Source organism: Streptomyces sp. BK340, from assembly GCF_007827595.1.
GTDB lineage: Bacteria > Actinomycetota > Actinomycetes > Streptomycetales > Streptomycetaceae > Streptomyces.
In genome coordinates this window covers 86434-103634 of sequence record NZ_VISR01000008.1, presented here as the reverse complement: position 1 = coordinate 103634, position 17201 = coordinate 86434, and the positions used below count along the sequence as shown (strand labels likewise).

Genomic DNA, 17201 nt, shown 5'->3' with positions numbered 1-17201 from the left:
GCAGAAGGTACGGGCCATGATCCGACCCTGGAGGTGAGCCATGAGCACCCTGGAAGAACACGTCGATGTCGGGGTGACGATCGACAGGGCCTGGGACAGCCTCCACCGGGTGGAGGACTACTCGCGCTTCGTGGCCGGCGTGCGCGACGCCCATACGGAGGGAGGAGGCCGTACGCACCTGAACGTCGAGGCGGGCGGCGGAACCCGGGAGGTCGACGCCGAGCTCTCCGACCGTACGGGGGAACGCGTGCTGGAGTGGCGCACCACCGGCTCCCCGCAGCTGAGAGGTTCCTTCTCCCTGCAGCCGATCGACCGGGGCCACACCCGGGTCCAGGCCAGGGTGGAGTACGACCCCGACACCGTCCGGGCCACGTTCGGCGGGCCGAAGGGCTTCGCCCAGGCGACCGCGATCGAACGGCTCGTCCGCAGCGACCTGGAGCAGTTCAAGGAGTACGCGGAACGGAGACGGTGAGCAAAGACAGTCCCAGGCCACTGCCCCCTGTCGGTGAACACCGTAGGTGATCACCGACAGGGGGCTTCGTACTGACGTATGCGAAGATCACGTGGTTCCCGTCGCCGTCCGGCGGCGGCACGACCGGGGGGATCCACGGGAGTTCGCGGCGAAGCCGTCCGAGTGCGTGCGCCTGACCAGCGCCGCAGCGGCGACCACTCGTCCCCCTGGTCCGGCTTTCGTGAACCAGGGGGAAGTACTTGTTGTCATACCGAAGAGGCAGGGCGGTCGTCGGCGTCCTGTCCGCGGCGATACTCGCGCTCGCGGCTCCGGCCGCCGCGAAGGCCGCATCGCCTTCACCGTCTCCGGCCTCACCTGCCTCACTGCCTCCCGCCTCGCCCCTGAAGGCGGACACAGGAGCGGACACAGGAAAGGAAGCCCAGGAAGCCGCCCGGTTCTGGACCGCGCGGCGCATGGCGGGCGCCCGGCCGCTGGACGAGATCCGGTCGGCGCCGTCCACGTCCGGCAGGCCCGGTGCGGCGGCCGCGGCCCGGCCCACGGGCACCCCGTTCGGCGGGACCCGGCTCGTGGGAACGTTCTTCGGCTCCGACGGGCCGAGCGGCACCGCCTGGCACTGCACCGGCAGTGTGATCGCCACCGCGTCCAAGAACATCGTGCTCACCGCCGCGCACTGCGGGTTGAGCATGAAGAGCGACTACATCTTCGTCCCGAAGTTCGTCAAGGGAGCGAGCCCCGACCGGCAGCCCTACGGCATCTTCCACATCCAGCACATCTTCATCGACCCGCGCTACGTCCCCGACCACGGCTCCACGACCACCAAGAAGCCCTGGTCGGACCTGGACACCGCGTTCGCCCGCGTCTCGGCGAACCAGCAGGGCAAGCAGCTCCAGGACGCCGTGGGCGGCGGGCTGACCTTCACCCGGCCGACCGGCTACACGCAGCGGGGCGTCACGGTGGTCGGGTACCCGTCGCACGCGCACAACGGCGCCGGACGCGCCCTCAAGTGCACCGTGCCGACGAAGCAACTCCCCGGGTACCGCCAGATGTCCATGACCTGCGGCGGCTACTACGGCGGTGTCTCCGGCAGCCCCTGGATCACCGACTACAAGGACGGCGCCACCAGCGGTCACGTCATCGGCAACCTCGGTGGCTACAACGGCGGCGGCAACGACGCGAACGTCGACTACATCAGCTACGCACCGGCGTTCGGCGCCGACGCAGCCAACCTCCTCGCCTACGCCGTCGCGGGGCAGGACCCGCCCTCCGACCTGCCCCCGTACAAGGGGATCGAGGCCAAGCTCCCCGGCGGAGCGCGCCAGTGGCAGCACGCGAGGCTGACGGCCTCCGGTGACTACACGGGCGATCGGCACAGTGACCTGGTCGTGGTCTGGTCGGACGGGGAGACCACGCTGTATCCCGGGGACGGCAAGGGCGGGTTCCGGCCCGAGAAGCGGCTGCGGCCGGCCAACTCCACCTGGACGCACGCCCGGACGATCACCGGCGGGGACTTCGCCGGCAGCGACCTGTCCGACCTGCTGGTGCGCTGGTCCGACGGGGAGGTCACCCTCTACCCGGACGTCAGCGCCTCGGGGCTGGGCCGGGAGGTCCGGATGGCCAAGTCCGGCTCGGTGTGGAAGAACGCCGCCCAGATCTCGGCCGGGCGGTTCCACCGCGGCACGCGCGTCAATGATCTGCTGGTCCGCTGGAGCGACGGCGAACTGACCCTCTACACCTCCGTCGGCGCCGGCGGTTTCGGCACCGAGAAGCGCCTGCTGGCACCGAACGGCACCTGGAAGAACGCCACTCTGCTCACCAGCGGGAACTTCAGCGGCAAGGCCACCTGGGACGTCCTCGTCCGCTGGGTGGACGGCGAACTCGACACCTATGCGGGAACCTCGGCCGCGGGACTGGGCACCGAGTCGCGCCTGCGCGGCCCGAACGCCCTCTGGAAGCACGACCTGGTCATGACGGCGGGCGACTACACCGCCAACCACACCAGTGACGACGTGATCGTCCGCTGGTCCGACGGCGAGACGACCCTGTACGCCGACACCGGCGCAAAAACGATCGGCGCGGAGAACACGCTGGTCTACCCCGGCACTTGACCACTCACCCACCCGAAGGTTCAGGGGGAACCATGCGAACCACGACTCGTCTGACCGGCGGCCTGGCCGTCCTCATGGCCGGACTGGCCCTGACGGCCTGCGGCACGTCCACCACCGAAGCGCAGGACGACACGAAGCTGAGCAACTGCCGGACCGCTTCCCTGAAGTGGACGCTGGTCCTGCTCGGCAAGGAGAAGGGCGGCAGCCGGGGCGACGCGCGGCTGACCGCCGTCAACAAGGGCTTGGACGCCTGTGTGTTCAACGGCTACCCGGGCATCGAGATCCACTACGGGAAGGCGGAGAGCATCGACGGCGCCGGGCACGGGCACGCCGCCTCCTTCCCGCTGGCCCCGAAGGCGGCGGCCACGGTCGACGTGCACTACACGCCCCGCGGCACGAAGGGAGCCGGCGACTGGTGCGTGCGGCAGGGCGAGGCGGTGGTCTGGGCCCCGCGCGACTCCGACCGCACCGTCGTCCCGGTCCTGGACCGGCACCGGAAGGCCACCGTCATCGACGCCTGCGGCGAGACCCTGTCCATGGCGCCACCGCGCCACGCACCGGCGGGGAACTGAGCGCGGCGGCCCGTCTGGCCCAGTCCGTCCTGCGGACCGCCAGCCGCGTGTGACACGGTGCTGGGAAGCGAGCGGGAAGGGCTGACGTGGGTGACCTCCTTCTCGTCCGGCACGGTGAGACCGAGTGGTCGCGGTCCGGACGGCACACCGGCTGGACCGACCTGCCCCTCACCGAGCACGGGCGGGAGGAGGCGCGCCGGCTGGTGCCGCTGATCCGCGCTCAGCGCATCGGCGCCGCCTTCGTCAGCCCCCTGCAGCGAGCCAGGGAGACCGCCGAACTGATCGGCGTCCACGACGTCCAGGTCGACGCCGACCTGCGCGAATGGGACTACGGCGGGTACGAGGGCATCACCACCGCGGAGATCCGGCGCACCCGGCCCGACTGGTTCCTGTTCACGGACGGCGTCGCGCCGGGGCCGCCCGAGCACCCCGGGGAGACTCCGGAACAGGTCGGGGAGCGCGCCGACCGGGTGCTGGGCAAGGTGGACGCCGCGCTCGCCGACACCGACGGGGCCGTCATCCTGGTCGCCCACGGCCACTTCCTGCGCGTCCTCACCGCCCGCCGCCTCGGCCTGCGCCCCCAGCACGGGGCCCTCTTCCAACTGGCGACGGGCACACTGTGCCGCCTCGGCACGGAGCACGAGCGGCCCGTGGTGGCGGGCTGGAACATGCGACCGCACGACTGATCCACCCGACGGGCGCCAGAGCCCCGTCACCGTCGTCACCGTCACCCACGGTCGTACACGCCGGCCCAGCCCGCGGATCACGACGGCCCCTGCCCGTTGTCAGACCCCGGTCGTACGCTTCGAACGAGCCGCTCACCTGGCGGTTCCGGGACGCCGACGAGGGAGGACGCGGTGAGCCGACCGCCGACCGCTGCGCAGCGGCGGGTGATCGAGGGTGCCGACGCGGTCACTGGGCGGCTGCGCGGGACGGAGGCACAGCTGGCCGCGCTGGTGAAGCGGGGGCTCGCCTTCCGGCACCCGCGGCCGCCGCACGATCACTTCCTCACCCCCGCGGGCCACCGCATACGCGAGACGGTGCCGGCGGCCGCCCCGGAGGAGCCGGCACCGTCCGCGGGTGTCTTCGCGGCGCGGGTCGGCGGTGAGGAGGAGGCGCCCGCGTCCGGCGCGGCCCGGCTGCGGGAGGTGCGCAGCGCCTGGCAGGGGCTGCTGGAGCTGCGCCGGATGACCAACCCGGGCGGTGCGACGGACCGCCCCTGCGGCTGGGAGCGGACGCATCTGGTGCGGGCCGCCGCGCTCGCCCTGGAGGCGGCCGGGCACCGGCCGGCGGGGCCGGACGGCGAGGGCTACCGGGTGCGCGCGACCCCGCAGCCGGAGGCGGTCGCCGTGTACGCACCGGACGAGGAGCTGCTGCGGGCGTGTGCGGCCACGCTGGAGCGGGCGGGCTGGCAGGCCGGCGAGTACACCGAGCCACGTACGCGGGTGCGCTATCTGCTGGCCTCCCCGCGCCGGGTGTGAGCGGCGTGCCAAGATCGGTCGACCGGATATTCGAACACGAGAAGGGCAAGGCAGTGGCCGAACCGTATTCCGTCCGTGTGACCGTCCGCGGCTACGAGACCGATGTACAGGGACACCTCAACCAGGCGGTGTACATCAACTACGCGGAGCACGCCCGCTGGTCGCTGCTCCAGGCCGCGGGGATCACCCAGGCGGGGCTCGTCGGCCGCGGCGTCGGCCCGGTGGCCCTGGAGACGACGATCCGCTACAAACGCGAGCTGCTCGCGGGTGACGAGGTCGATGTGACCTGCGAGTTCGAGTGGGGCGGCGGCAAGACGTTCCGGATCCGGCAGGAGATCCGCAAGGCCGACGGCACGGTGGCGGCCGAGATCACCGCGGTGGGCGGCCTGCTGAACCTCAGGGAGCGCAAGCTGATCGCCGAACCCGACACGGTGTTCAAGGAGCTGGCGGCGGATCCGAGCCCGTTCGGTCTCTAGCCGTCCTGCGCCTACGCGTCGAGCAACTCAGGCTGGTGCTCGGCGTCGTAGGCGGCCCGAGCCTCGGCGATGTACACGCGGTTGTGCTCGGCCCAGTCGGTCAGCCGCTGCAGCGTCTCGTGCAACTCGAGGGCGACCGGCGTGAGTTCGTACTCCACCTTCGGCGGCACCGTCGGATGCACCGTACGGGTGACCAGGCCGTCGCGCTCCAGGTTGCGCAGGGTCAGGGTGAGCATGCGGCGGCTGATGCCCTCGATACCGCGCTCCAACTCCGTGAACCGGATGGGCCCCTGGGCGGCGGCGACCAGGATCTGCACGCTCCACTTGCCGGCCACCCTGTCAAGAACTTCGCGTACGGGGCACGCCTGCGCGTTCACTGCCTGGACGGTAACAGCGGTGTTCCTCTGGGACATCGGACTGCCTCCTTACGCCGGCCTCCATGGTCACCCACGATGTACCCCGTCACAAGTCGTGCACCAAGGCGCGTACCAGGAACGGGGAGCCATGTCAGCCGCGATCGAGAACAGCCCGTCACCGGCAACGGTGGCACCTTCACGAACCTACTCCCGCTGGACGTCCCTCGCAGTTCTGTGCGCGGGCACGCTGATGACGGTCCTGGACGGCAACATCGTCACGGTGGCGATGCCCGCCATCCAGAGCGACCTCGGTTTCAGCGGTCCGGGCCTCGCCTGGGTCGTCAACGCGTACCTGATCGCCTTCGGCGGGCTGCTTCTGCTGGTGGGCCGATTGGGTGACCTGGTGGGCCGCAAGCGGATGTTCACCTCGGGGCTCGCCGTGTTCACCGCGGCCTCGGTGCTGTGCGGGACGGCGACCGGGCAGGGCGTGCTGATCGCGGCCCGGGCGCTGCAGGGCGTCGGCGGGGCGATGGCCTCGGCCGTGGTCCTCGGCATGCTGGTCAACCTCTTCTCCGAGCCGCGGGAACAGGCCCGTGCCATCGCCGTGTTCAGCGCGGTCGGCGCGGCGGGCGGGGCGCTCGGCACCTTCCTCGGCGGCGCCCTGACCCAGGCCCTGAACTGGCACTGGATCTTCCTGATCAACCTGCCGATCGGCGCGGCCGCCTGGCTGGCGGCGGTGCGCGTCCTCACCCCCGAGCGCGGCGCCGGACTCGGCAGGGGTGCCGACTATCCGGGGGCCGGGCTGGTCACGGGTGCGCTGATGCTGACGGTGTACGTCATCGTCGGTGCCGGGACGCGCTCCCTGACCGGCACCCTGGTCCTGGCGGCCCTGGCGCTCGCCCTGTTCACGGCGTTCACCGTGCGCCAGGCCCGGGCGGCCCGCCCCCTCCTGCGCCTGCGCCTGTTCCGCTCCCGTCTGCTGACCGGCGCGAACGCGGTCCAGGTGCTGATGATCGGCACGATGTACGGTTTCCAGTTCATCGGCGCGCTGTATCTGCAACGCGTCCTCGGATACCACGAGTTGGCGACCGGGACCGCCTTCCTCCCGGCCCCGGTCGCCATCGGTCTGCTGATGCTGGGTCTGTCGGCTCGGACCGTGGCCCGTTTCGGCGGCTACCGGGTACTGCTGGCCGGGCTGGTGCTGATCACCGCCGGGACGGCCCTGCTGGGCCGCGCCCCGGCCGACGGCTCGTACCCCACCGACGTACTGCCGCCGCTGCTGTTGCTGTCCGCCGGGTTCGCGGCGGCGATGCCCGCGCTGACCGGTCTGGCGATGTCCGGGGCGCGGGACGAGGACGCGGGACTGGCGTCCGGGCTGTTCAACACCACACAGGTGGTGGGCGGTTCGCTGGGCCTGGCGGCCCTGACCACACTGGCCGCGAGCCGCACCGACACCCTGCTCGGCCAGGGTGCGGAGCTGATCCCGGCCACGGCGGAGGGATACCGGCTGGCGTTCCGCGTCGCGACGGGCTTCGCGCTGGCGGCGCTGGCACTGGCGGCAGCGGTGCTGCGCCCGGGCACCGAATCCCCTGTCACTCCCCGCTGAACGCCTCCTTGTGGTCCTGCGCCCACTCCCGGTACGTCCTGGCCGGCCTGCCCAGCATCTGCGGCAGGTCCTCGGTGACGATCGCGTTGCCCCCGCCGCGGACGAAGGCGGTGCCGGTCAGGACCCCCTCCGCCTGCGCCTCGTCGAAACCCCAGGCGGTGAGCAGATGTTCGCGTGTCTCCTCCGGCGAGAGGTCCCGGGTGGCGACCGGGCGGCCGAGGACGGAGGCGAGAACGGAGGCCTGGCCGGGGACGCCGATCGCCTCGGGCCCGGTCAGCGTGTAGGTCCGCCCCGCATGCCCGTCCTCGAGCAGCGCCCGCACCGCGGCCTCGGCCACGTCCCGCGGGTCGATCACACCCGACTCCCCGTCGCCGGTCATGTTCGGTACCGGTTCGCCCCGCCCGAGCGCCTCCACCCAGCTGAGCGTGTTGGAGGCGAACGACGAGGGCCGCAGGACGGTCCACTCGGTCCCGCTGTCCCGCACGGCCCGCTCTCCCGCCACGTGCCACCGGCCGGCCGGCCCGACCTCGGGGTCGCCGGTCCCGATGGCGGAGAGCTTCACCAGCCTGCGTACCCCCGCCGCCCGCGCCGCCTCCACCAGCGCCGGGTCCTGCCCCTCCTCCGGACCCGGAGGACGGAGGAGGAACACGGCCGTCACCCCCGCCATCGCACCGGCCAGGGAGCCGGGGTCGAGGTAGTCCCCGCGCACCACCTCGACCCCGGCGGGCACCCGGGCCTTCGCCGGGTCGCGGGTCACGGCACGCACCTTCTCGCCGCGCGCCGCGAGCTGTCGTACCACGTCACTTCCGATGGTGCCCGTGGCACCCGTCACCAGAATCATGAGGTCCACGATGGGCCGAACGGGGTGCCCGTCTCTTGGAAATTCCGGCACGGCCGGCCCGCCCGCGAGGCGGTGCGCCGCACGTACGGTGGAGGGGTGCCGAACGCAACCGCCGAGCAGGCCCTGACCACGCCCGAGGCCCTGCGCCCCTGGATCACGGGGGTGCGGACCGTGTCCGTCACCGACCCGCCCGTCGAGGCCTTCGTCCACCTTCCCGACGCGGTCACCAAGGTGGTGCTCCGCGTGGGGCCGGACGGACACCGCGACGTCCTGGCCGTGGGACCGCGAGTGCGCGCCGGGTACTACGAGGGCAAGGCCCATGTCTCCTGTGTGGAGCTGCGCCTCGGGCCCGGCACGGCCCGTCCCCTGCTGGGTGTCCCGGCGGCCGAGCTGGCCGGCCGGGTCGTACCGCTGGACCGGCTGCCGGGCCGGGCGGCACGCCGGCTCGCGGACGAGGTGCGGTGGCTGGATCCGCGGGAGGCGGTGCCGCACCTCGCCCAGGTGCTGCCCGAGCTGCTGTCCGCCGGAACGGACCCCGCCCGGACGGCCCTCCTGCGGGCCGGGGTCGACGCGCTGTCGGTCCGGACGGACCGGACCCCCGCGCAGGTCCGTGACGTCGCCCGCGAACTGGCCGTCAGCGAACGCCAGTTGCGCAACCTGTTCACCGAAGGGGTCGGTGTCTCCCCCAAGCACTACGCCCGCATCAACCGCGTCCGCACGGTCATCGACCGCGCCACGACCGCCCCCTGGTCCGAAGTCGCCGCCGCCACCGGCTACTACGACCAGTCCCACATGACATCCGACTTCCGTGCACTGATGGGCGTCCCGCCCCGCTCGTACTTCACCGGCCGCCTGCCCGCGACCTCGCCGTGCCAGGCGGTGCCCGGCCGCTGAATCCGGATGCGCGGAGCGGCCCCCGGCTGCCATGCTCCGGTCCCATGCCCGCACGACGCGTCAAACCCAGCCGCTACATCTCCGTCGACATCGAGGCCGACGGCCCTGTCCCGGGTCCCTACTCCATGCTGAGCCTCGGCGCGGCCGTAGCCGGCACCCAGGACGCCGACGGCTTCTGCCCGGCCGATCCCGAGCAGCAGACCTTCTACCGGGAACTCCGCCCCATCTCCGACGAGTTCGTCCCCGAAGCACTGGCGGTCAGCGGCCTTGACCGGGCGCGGCTGCGGACCGAGGGCGCGGAACCGGGCGCGGCCCTCGCCGAGTTCAGCGCCTGGGTCCGCGAGGTGAGTGCGGGCGCGCAGCCGGTGATGTGCGGCTACCCGGCGTCGTACGACTGGACGTTCCTGTACTGGTACCTGATCCGCTTCACCGGTGAGAGCCCCTTCGGTCACTCGGGCTGCCTGGACATGAAGACGCTGTACGCGACCAAGGCGGGGCTGCCGTTGCGGGCGGTGGCCAAGGGGACGATGCCGAGGCATCTGCTGTCCCGCCGCCGTCACACGCACCACGCCCTCGACGACGCCGTGGAGCAGGCCGAACTGCTGGCCAACCTCATGGCGTGGCCGGGTCCGGCGCAGGCACCGGGTCCTGCCGGGTGGGCACCGGGACCTGGTTGAAGCCGTAGTAGAGGGCTATCAGGCCGTGGGCGGCGAGGGTGAGGGGGGCCGAGACGAAGGACAGGCCCACTGCCAGCGGGTAGGCCAGGGAGCCCAGGGCGAAGCGGGCGCGGGTGGCTCTGGCCGCGGGGACGTCCACGCGGGAGTCGAAGAGGTGGCCGGTGCGGGTGAGGTGCCACCACAGGGCCTGGAAGGTGAGGGCCATCGCCACCATCACCAGGCTGTAGACGGCGGCGGCCGCATGCGAGGCCTTGTCCTCGCGCAGGTACTCCGCGAGCATCGCCGTCGGCCACGGCACCGCGGAGACCACCATCAGCACCAGCAGGTTGAGGAACATCAGCGTGCGGTCGACACGGGCGACGTAGCTGAACACCTGGTGGTGGTTGATCCACATGATGCCGATGACCAGGAAGCTGACCACGTAGGCGGCGTAGGAGGGCCACTGGGTGCCCAGCGCGTGCCACAGGCCGCCGTGTTCGCCGGCCTCGGGGACCTTGATTTCCAGGATGAGCAGGGTGATGGCGATGGCGAACACGCCGTCGCTGAAGGCCTCGACACGGCCGGACTCGTTCATGCGCCCAAGCCTGCCTCACAACGACGGGCACGGGGTACGGCAGCAGCCGTACCCCGTGCCGGATCGGTGGGCCCGGTCAGTGCGCCGGGGCGAGTTCCTCCCCGGATTCCATCGGGTGGGTCACGTCCTGCGCCTCACTGCCCCTGCCCAGGTGGTTGAAGACCAGGTTGAGCAGGACCGCCGCCACGCAGCCCGTCGAGATGCCCGAGTCGAGGACGATCCTCGCCGTCTCCGGGAAGGCGTGGTAGAAGCCCGGTGCGGTGATGGGGATCAGGCCCACCGCCAGGGACACCGCGACGATCAGGACGTTGTTGTCCTTCTCCAGGCCGGCCCGGACCAGGGTCTGGATGCCGCTGGCCGCCACCGAGCCGAAGAGGACGACGCCGGCTCCGCCGAGGACGGGACGCGGGACGACCGCGATCAGGGAGGCGGCCATCGGGCACAGGCCCATCAGGACCAGGAAGCCGCCGCCGACGGCGACGACGAAGCGGCTGCGGATGCGGGTCATGGCGACCAGCCCGATGTTCTGCGCGAAGGCGCTGCACATGAAGCCGTTGAAGAGGGGGCTGAGGGCCGAGCCGAGGGTGTCGGCGCGCAGGCCCGCCGCGATGGTCCTCTCGTCCGCCGGGCGTTCGACGATCTCACCGAGCGCCAGCATGTCGGCCGTGGACTCGGTCATCGAGACCACCATCACCACGCACATCGACAGGATCGCGGCGAGGTGGAACTGCGGTGCGCCGAAGTGGAACGGGGCCGGGAAGCCGATCACGTCGGCGTCCGCCACCGGGCCGAAGTCGGTGACCCCGAAGGGTATCGCCACCAGGGTGCCCACGATCAGGCCCAGCAGGACCGCGATCTGCTTCACGAAGCCCCGGGTGAAGCGGCGCAGGGCCAGGACGATCAGCAGGGTGATGCCGGCCAGGCCGAGGTTGGTGGCCGAACCGTAGTCGTGTGCGGCGGGGTTGGGGCCCTGGGCCCAGTTGAAGGCGACCGGCAGGAGGGAGACGCCGATCAGGGTGATGACCGTGCCGGTGACGACCGGCGGGAAGAAGCGGACCGCCTTGCTGAAGAAGGGGGCCGCGAGGAAGCCGAGGAGGCCTGCGACGATCACGGCGCCGAAGATGACCGGCAGCGCGTCCGACTTGTCGTGCGCGGAGGCGACGATCGCCGTCATGGGGGCCACCCCGGCGAAGGTGACGCCGTTGACGAAGGGCAGCCGGGCGCCGATCTTCCAGATGCCGAGCGTCTGCAGGAAGGTGGCGAGGCCCGCGGTGAACAGGCAGGCGCCGGTGAGGAAGGTGAGTTCGGTGCCGGTCAGGCCTACGGCCGCGCCGACGATCAGGGGTGGGGCGACGACTCCGGCGTACATGGCGGCCACGTGCTGCAGGCCACTCGTCGCCATCTTGAGTGCGGGGAGTTTCTCGTCGACTGGGTGGGTCTCGTCGACGGGGTCAACGATCTGAGCGGACACGGCGGCTCCTCCGGTCGCGGTTAGACACGTCGGCTCTGACGTGGGTTTCAAGGAGGTGGTGCGCGACGGTCGTGCGGGACCGGAGGCCCTTCGTGGGGCCTGCGGACGGTGACCGTTCCGGGGCGCGCGCGTGAACGCGCGCCCCGGAGACGGCCGCCATGGACCCCGCTCGGGTCCACGGCTGCCGACCGGGAGCCGTCCCTCCCGGCCGGTGTCCTGTAGTGGCTCAGCCCTGGGCGGCGATGCGCGCCAGGCGCTGGGCCTCGTCCCGCGTGGAGCGGGCGATGGCGTCCTCGTCGACGGTCAGCAGGCGGCCGTCCTCGACGATCTGGCGTCCGTTCACGAAGGAGGCGGTGACCGGGGCCGCCGCTCCGAAGACCAGCGCGGTCACCGGGTCGGCGATGGAGGAGTGGGCGAGGGTGTCCAGCTTCCACAGCACCAGGTCGGCCAGCTTGCCGGCCTCCAGCGAGCCGGTCTCGGCCGCGCGGCCGAGCACCTGGGCGCCGCCGTGGGTGCCGAGGCGCAGCGCCTGGCGGGCGTTGAGCGCGGCCTCGCGGTGGCTGCCGAGGCGGTTGATCAGCAGGGCGTTGCGCAGTTCGGTGTGGAGTTCACCGGACTCGTTGGAGGCGGTGCCGTCGACGCCGAGGCCGACCGGGACGCCCGCCCTCAGCATGTCGGGGACCCGGGCGATGCCGGCCGCGAGGCGGGCGTTGGAGGAGGGGCAGTGCGCGACACCCGTCCTGGTGCGGGCGAAGGCGGTGATGTCGGAGTCGTTCATGTGGACGCAGTGCGCCATCCACACGTCCTCGCCGAGCCAGCCGGTGGACTCGAAGTAGTCGGTCGGGCCCATGCCGAACAGCTCGTGGCAGAACTTCTCCTCCTCGACCGTCTCCGAGCCGTGGGTGTGCAGGCGCACGCCGAGGCGGCGGGCCAGTTCGGCGCCCTGACGCAGGAGTTCGGTGGAGACGGAGAACGGCGAGCAGGGGGCCACGGCCACCTGGGTCATCGCGTCGAAGGAGGCGTCGTGGTGCTCCTTGACGGTCGCCTCGGTCGCGGTGAGGGCGCCTTCGAGGGTCTCGACGGCGAAGTCCGGGGGCAGGCCGCCGTCCTTCTCGCTGCGGTCCATGGAGCCGCGGGCCAGGGTGAAGCGGACACCCATTTCGCGGGCGGCGCGGATGATCGCGCCGGACAGGTCGCCGGAGCCCTGCGGGTAGACGTAGTGGTGGTCCATGGCGGTGGTGACGCCGCCGCGGGCCATCATCGCGAGCGAGCCCTGGGCCGCCGCGTACGCCATCGGCTCGTCGATGCGCGCCCAGGTGGGGTAGAGCGCAACCAGCCAGTTGAAGAGGTTGTGGTCGGTGGCCAGACCCCGGGTGATCCACTGGTAGAAGTGGTGGTGGGTGTTGATCAGGCCGGGGGTCACGAGATGCCCGGTGGCGTCGATACGGCGTACGACGTTCTCCAGGCCCTCGGGGGCCTTGCCCGCGCCGACCGCCTCGATGCGGTTGCCGGCGATGACCACGTACCCGGAGGCGTACTCGGTGTCGTCGGCGTCGACGGTCGCGATCGAACAGTTCTCGATGACGATGCGCTGGGCTGCTGCCATGATTCGTCCTTTTCGCTCAGCGGACTGAAGAGGGAGGGCACGGCAGGACCCTAGGAGTTTTGAGTGCCGTGACCGGGGAGGCGCCCCCCGGTCACGGGTGCCGAAAAAGGTGGGGGGTCAGAGGTTGGTGAGGTCCACCGGGATCTTCGGCTCGCAGCCGTCCCGGAGGATGGTCGCCTCGATCAGACCGTAGGGCCGGTCGGCGGCGTAGTAGACCTCGTTGTCGTTCTTGAGGCCGAAGGGCTCGAGGTCCACCAGGAAGTGGTGCTTGTTCGGCAGGGAGAAGCGGACCTCGTCGATCTCGCTGCGGTTGTTGATGATGCGCGAGCCCATCTGGTACAGCGTCTGCTGCAGGGAGAGGGAGTACGTCTCGGCGAAGGCCTGGAGCATGTGCTTCTTGACCTGCTCGTAGGACTTCTCCCAGTTGGGCATCTTCTGCTCGTCGTCGGTCCAGTTGAACCGCCAGCGGCCGGAGACCTGGGTGGCCAGGATGCGGTCGTACGCCTCCTGCAGGGTCGTGTACTTGTCCTTGACGTAACCCCAGAACTCGGAGTTGGTCGAGTTCATCACGACCAGGTCCTTCAGGCCGGAGATGACCTCCCACTTCTCACCGTCGTAGGTGATCTGGGTGACGCGGGTCTCCTGGCCCTTGCGTACGAACGAGTGCTTGACCTCGTCCGCGCCGATGAACTTGGAGTTTGCGTCGGAGGTCTCGATCCGCTCCCAGGCGTACTCCTCGATGCGGATCCGGGCGATCTGGATCGGCTCCTGCGAGGTGACGAAGTGCCGGGCGAGGTGGATGCCGAACTGCTCGGCGGACTCGATGCCGTGTTCCTTGGCGAACGCGTACACCGTGTTCTTGGTGGTGTCGGTCGGCAGGACGTTGGCGTTGGAGCCGGAGTAGTGGACCTCGTCCATGTCTCCGCTCAGCGCCACGGAGACGTTGAGGTCCTTGATGTGGTGGGTGGCGCCGTCCCGCGTGATCTTTACGACTCGGTTCTCGGCCTTGCCGTACTGGTTCTGTCCCAGGATCGTGGGCATGTGTCTGCTAGCTCCCTCGGTAAACGGAGTAGCCGAACGGGTTGAGCAGCAGCGGTACGTGGTAGTGCTCCCCGGGGTTCACGGCGAAAGTGATCGCCACCTCGGGGAAGAACACGGCACCGCTGTCCCGATTCGCGGGGGCGTCCTGCTGCGCATCGGCTTGCTTCTTCTCGAAATACACCTCGACCGCGAAGTCGAGCCGTACGTGTGTCGTGCCTTCCGGCAGGTCCGGAAGGTCCTTGCACCGGCCGTCGGCGTCGGTCGCGGAGCCACCGAGCGCCCGCCAGTCCGCACCGCGCCCCGCGCGGGCGGAGAGCTGGACGGCGACGCCCTCGGCGGGGCGGCCGACGGAGGTGTCCAGGATGTGCGTGGACACGGAGGCGGTGGTGCTGGTGCTCATGGTCTCAGGCGTCCTCTTCGACGAGTCGGGCCAGTCGGATGCGGTTGATCTTGCCCAGCTCGGTGCGGACGATCTCCCGCTCCTGCTCCGGCGAGTTGCCGATCCGCTCCTTGACCGCGTCGCGCATCTGCTCGCCGGTGCGGCCGGTTGCGCAGATCAGGAAGACGTGGCCGAACTTCTCCTGGTAGGCCAGGTTCAGTTCGAGCATCTCCGCCTTGAGCGCCTCGGTCGCGCCGGCCATGCCGCGCTGCTCGCGCGCGGAGGTCGGGTCACCGGGCTTGGGGCGGCCGATCGGCGGGTGACCGGCCATCGCCTCTTGCAGGTCCGCGGTGCTCAGCTCGGCCATGGCGGCGTCGCTGGCGGCGTAGAGGGCGTCGGCGGCGGCGTACGGCCGGGCGGCGAGCAGCCGCCGGCCCCACTCGGTGGAGGCGCACGCCTCATGGAGGGCGGCGAGGGCCGCGTGCTCCTCCAGGACGTTGAACCGGGCCAGGCCCGGGGGCGTGGAAGTCGTAGTCACGGGAGCCTCCGTGGCCGGAAACGGCCTTCGTGCTGATCGGGCTGCGAACAGCTAACGCCCTCCGAAACACGACGTCAACACTTTGTTGAAAATTCCGCGTAACAAGCCGGGAGGCACCCGGGGGCCGTCAGGCGCCCTTCTCCCGGTTGAGGTAGTTGTAGACCGTGAAGCGGCTGACGCCCAGCGCGCTGGCCACGGTCTCCACGCCGTGCCGCACGGCGAAGGCGCCGCGCGCCTCCAGTATGCGCACGACCTCCTGCTTGGACTTGCGGTCCAGGTCGGCCAGGGGCCTGCCCTGCTTGCGCTCCATGGCGGCGAGGATGTGGTCGAGGGAGTCGGCCAGCTGGGGCAGGCGTACGGCGACGACGTCGACGCCCTGCCAGGCGAGGACGACGTCCTCGGGGCCGGCCTCGTCGGGCGGGAGGATCTCCCCGCCCATGGCATCGACCAGCGGCTTCACGGCCGTGATGAAGGACTCGTCCCCGTTGCCGGTCATTCGCCCGCTCCGATCACGTTGACCTGCAGCGAGATCCGGGTGGCACCGGCTTCCAGGGTCTTGCGCAGCAGCGCGTCCACGGCGGTCAGCACCGCGTCCGCGCCGCCTTCCGCCGTGTTGCCGAACGGGCCGACGTCCACCGCGTCCAGCTCCGCCGCCTCGATCACCTCGCGGGCCGCCATCGCGTGCGCGGGCGCCTCGTCCAGGTCGAAGGGCTCGGTCGTGAACTCCACTCTCAGTCGCACTGTGCCCCCATGGCATCTGCTCCGACCCGCGCGTGCCGCCAGGTCCGCGGCGACGGGGGTCTCGGACCGCCCCGGCCGCTTGGGGAGACCTTAACGGACGTGCGTGCCGACCCGGCCTCCCGAGAAGATCCGGCTTTCCCGCGACCTTCTGCGTCCTTCTGCGACTTTCTGCGGCCTTCCGCGACGGACGGACCACCCGCCCGCGTAGAGCAGAGGACGGAATCCGTACAGGGAGGGACCACGAGGTGCGCACATTCGGGACAGGCGTGTTCAGAGGCGTCAGGGGTACGGCGATCGCGGCGGCGGCCATGGCCGCGCTGACCGCGTCCCAGGCGCCGGGGGCGGTGCCGGCGCGGGCCTCGGAACCCGCTCGGAAGCCGGCACCCGCGGAACACTCGCCGAGCGTGTCCGGCGACACCCCGTACCGCACCGATCTCCCGCCGCTCCGGACCGGTACACCGAAGCCCCGCTCGACATCTGGGGTGCCGGGCGGGGCCCTGCCCGCGACCGTGTTCGCCGCGTACCGGCGCGCCGAGTCGGAGCTGGCTCGCACCGCGCCCGGCTGCCGGCTGCGCTGGCAGCTGCTGGCCGCGATCGGCCAGGTGGAGTCCGGGCAGGCGCGAGGCGGCCGGGTGACCCCGGACGGTACGACGGTGACGCCGATTCTCGGGCCCCGCCTGACCGGCGGCGACTTCGCCGTCGTCCGGGACACCGACGGCGGCGCCTACGACGGGGACGCGGTGTACGACCGCGCGGTCGGCCCGATGCAGTTCATCCCGTCGACCTGGGTCCACTGGGGCGCGGACGGCAACGGCGACGGGCGCACGGACCCGGACAACGTCTACGACGCGGCGCTCGCCGCCGGGCGCTATCTGTGCGCCGGCGGCCGGGACCTGTCGGATCCCGCCGAGCTGGACCGGGCGATCCTCGGCTACAACCGCTCGGAGGCCTATCTGCGCACGGTCAGGGCCTGGTACGCGTACTACCTGACCGGACACCGGGTGGTGCCGGACGCGTCCGGCACGCCTCGGGACCGGCCGGAGCCGTCCCGCCCGAAGACCCCGAAGCCCTCGCCGAAGCCGTCGGACGACCGGAAGCAGGGCCCGGGCCCCTCACGCACCCCGTCGACACCGCCCGCCGCGCCCTCCCCCTCCCCGTCCCGTACGCCCGACGTCCCGAAGGCGTCGGAGACACCACTCGTCCCTCTCCCCGAACCGACCCTCACGCTGCCCGGCGGCGGCGTACTGCCCGACCCCGGCCCACTGACCAGCAACGGCTGGAACACGATGCGCCCCCTCCCCTCCACAACCGCGGATACTCGGCGGTAATGTCGCCACCCGCCGGAAGCACCGACCGGTGGGTGAGCGCAAA

General features: G+C 71.4%; 20 protein-coding genes. 10 read left to right on the top strand and 10 right to left on the bottom strand.

Features of this window, described 5'->3' with window-relative positions; all coding sequences use genetic code 11:
- Window positions 1–40 precede the first annotated feature (40 nt).
- The 6 genes from FB157_RS17205 to FB157_RS17180 all read left to right on the top strand — a co-directional run bounded on the left by FB157_RS17205 (window position 41) and on the right by FB157_RS17180 (window position 5106).
- On the top strand, window positions 41–472 hold the full coding sequence (locus tag FB157_RS17205) for an SRPBCC family protein (protein WP_145880623.1): 432 nt from the start codon (window positions 41–43) through the stop codon (window positions 470–472).
- A gap of 242 nt (window positions 473–714) precedes the next feature.
- Window positions 715–2577, top strand: coding sequence for a serine protease (locus tag FB157_RS17200; protein ID WP_261386351.1), 1863 nt, complete (start codon window positions 715–717; stop codon window positions 2575–2577).
- A gap of 32 nt (window positions 2578–2609) precedes the next feature.
- The gene (locus FB157_RS17195) at window positions 2610–3149 is read left to right on the top strand and encodes a DUF4232 domain-containing protein (protein WP_145880621.1); all 540 of its coding nucleotides are present in this window, start codon (window positions 2610–2612) and stop codon (window positions 3147–3149) included.
- Between the two features lie 86 nt (window positions 3150–3235).
- The gene (locus FB157_RS17190) at window positions 3236–3835 is read left to right on the top strand and encodes a histidine phosphatase family protein (protein WP_145880619.1); all 600 of its coding nucleotides are present in this window, start codon (window positions 3236–3238) and stop codon (window positions 3833–3835) included.
- 171 nt (window positions 3836–4006) lie between these two features.
- Complete coding sequence (locus tag FB157_RS17185; RefSeq protein ID WP_145880618.1) at window positions 4007–4630, top strand: hypothetical protein; 624 nt, start codon at window positions 4007–4009, stop codon at window positions 4628–4630.
- A 53-nt stretch (window positions 4631–4683) separates the two neighbouring features.
- Window positions 4684–5106, top strand: coding sequence for a thioesterase family protein (locus FB157_RS17180; RefSeq protein ID WP_145880899.1), 423 nt, complete (start codon window positions 4684–4686; stop codon window positions 5104–5106).
- An 11-nt stretch (window positions 5107–5117) separates the two neighbouring features.
- Here the strand turns inward: FB157_RS17180 and FB157_RS17175 are convergent, their stop codons facing one another.
- Complete coding sequence (locus FB157_RS17175) at window positions 5118–5519, bottom strand: helix-turn-helix domain-containing protein (RefSeq protein ID WP_186581549.1); 402 nt, start codon at window positions 5517–5519, stop codon at window positions 5118–5120.
- A gap of 91 nt (window positions 5520–5610) precedes the next feature.
- Here FB157_RS17175 and FB157_RS17170 point away from each other — a divergent pair, with 91 nt between their 5' ends.
- On the top strand, window positions 5611–7068 hold the full coding sequence (locus FB157_RS17170) for an MFS transporter (protein ID WP_145880616.1): 1458 nt from the start codon (window positions 5611–5613) through the stop codon (window positions 7066–7068).
- On the opposite strand, the gene FB157_RS17165 is transcribed toward FB157_RS17170, so the two are convergent.
- Window positions 7055–7909 (bottom strand): SDR family oxidoreductase, encoded by an 855-nt coding sequence (locus tag FB157_RS17165; RefSeq protein ID WP_398946818.1) that lies wholly within the window; start codon window positions 7907–7909, stop codon window positions 7055–7057. The two genes, FB157_RS17170 and FB157_RS17165, sit on opposite strands and share 14 nt — an antisense overlap.
- A gap of 96 nt (window positions 7910–8005) precedes the next feature.
- Between FB157_RS17165 and FB157_RS17160 the strand changes: the two genes are divergently transcribed.
- Both FB157_RS17160 and FB157_RS17155 read left to right on the top strand, forming a co-directional pair.
- Window positions 8006–8803 (top strand): AraC family transcriptional regulator, encoded by a 798-nt coding sequence (locus FB157_RS17160; RefSeq protein WP_145880612.1) that lies wholly within the window; start codon window positions 8006–8008, stop codon window positions 8801–8803.
- Window positions 8804–8847: 44 nt separating this feature from the next.
- Window positions 8848–9480: a 3'-5' exoribonuclease domain-containing protein gene (locus FB157_RS17155; protein ID WP_145880610.1), complete on the top strand. Its 633-nt coding sequence runs from the start codon at window positions 8848–8850 to the stop codon at window positions 9478–9480.
- Here FB157_RS17155 and FB157_RS17150 read toward each other — a convergent pair.
- The 8 genes from FB157_RS17150 to FB157_RS17115 form a co-directional block, all read right to left on the bottom strand.
- Window positions 9416–10054, bottom strand: a complete 639-nt coding sequence (locus FB157_RS17150) for a TMEM175 family protein (RefSeq protein WP_145880609.1) — start codon at window positions 10052–10054, stop codon at window positions 9416–9418. The two genes, FB157_RS17155 and FB157_RS17150, sit on opposite strands and share 65 nt — an antisense overlap.
- 76 nt (window positions 10055–10130) lie before the next feature.
- A complete protein-coding gene (locus tag FB157_RS17145; RefSeq protein ID WP_145880896.1) occupies window positions 10131–11456 on the bottom strand; it encodes a nucleobase:cation symporter-2 family protein in 1326 nt (441 codons plus the stop codon).
- Window positions 11457–11751: 295 nt separating this feature from the next.
- Window positions 11752–13131, bottom strand: coding sequence for an 8-oxoguanine deaminase (locus tag FB157_RS17140; RefSeq protein WP_145880607.1), 1380 nt, complete (start codon window positions 13129–13131; stop codon window positions 11752–11754).
- 117 nt (window positions 13132–13248) lie between these two features.
- The gene (gene pucL, locus FB157_RS17135) at window positions 13249–14172 is read right to left on the bottom strand and encodes a factor-independent urate hydroxylase (RefSeq protein ID WP_145880605.1); all 924 of its coding nucleotides are present in this window, start codon (window positions 14170–14172) and stop codon (window positions 13249–13251) included.
- Window positions 14173–14179: 7 nt separating this feature from the next.
- Window positions 14180–14572: a hydroxyisourate hydrolase gene (gene uraH, locus FB157_RS17130; protein ID WP_145880603.1), complete on the bottom strand. Its 393-nt coding sequence runs from the start codon at window positions 14570–14572 to the stop codon at window positions 14180–14182.
- Between the two features lie 4 nt (window positions 14573–14576).
- Window positions 14577–15089, bottom strand: a complete 513-nt coding sequence (uraD, locus tag FB157_RS17125; RefSeq protein ID WP_145880601.1) for a 2-oxo-4-hydroxy-4-carboxy-5-ureidoimidazoline decarboxylase — start codon at window positions 15087–15089, stop codon at window positions 14577–14579.
- 127 nt (window positions 15090–15216) lie between these two features.
- Window positions 15217–15585, bottom strand: a complete 369-nt coding sequence (locus FB157_RS17120; RefSeq protein ID WP_145880600.1) for a helix-turn-helix domain-containing protein — start codon at window positions 15583–15585, stop codon at window positions 15217–15219.
- The gene (locus FB157_RS17115; RefSeq protein ID WP_145880598.1) at window positions 15582–15830 is read right to left on the bottom strand and encodes a hypothetical protein; all 249 of its coding nucleotides are present in this window, start codon (window positions 15828–15830) and stop codon (window positions 15582–15584) included. The genes FB157_RS17120 and FB157_RS17115 overlap by 4 nt, the downstream gene beginning before the upstream one ends.
- A gap of 308 nt (window positions 15831–16138) precedes the next feature.
- On the opposite strand from FB157_RS17115, the gene FB157_RS17110 reads away from it, so the two are divergent.
- Complete coding sequence (locus tag FB157_RS17110) at window positions 16139–17158, top strand: lytic transglycosylase domain-containing protein (protein ID WP_145880894.1); 1020 nt, start codon at window positions 16139–16141, stop codon at window positions 17156–17158.
- The last annotated feature ends 43 nt before the right edge of the window (window positions 17159–17201 follow it).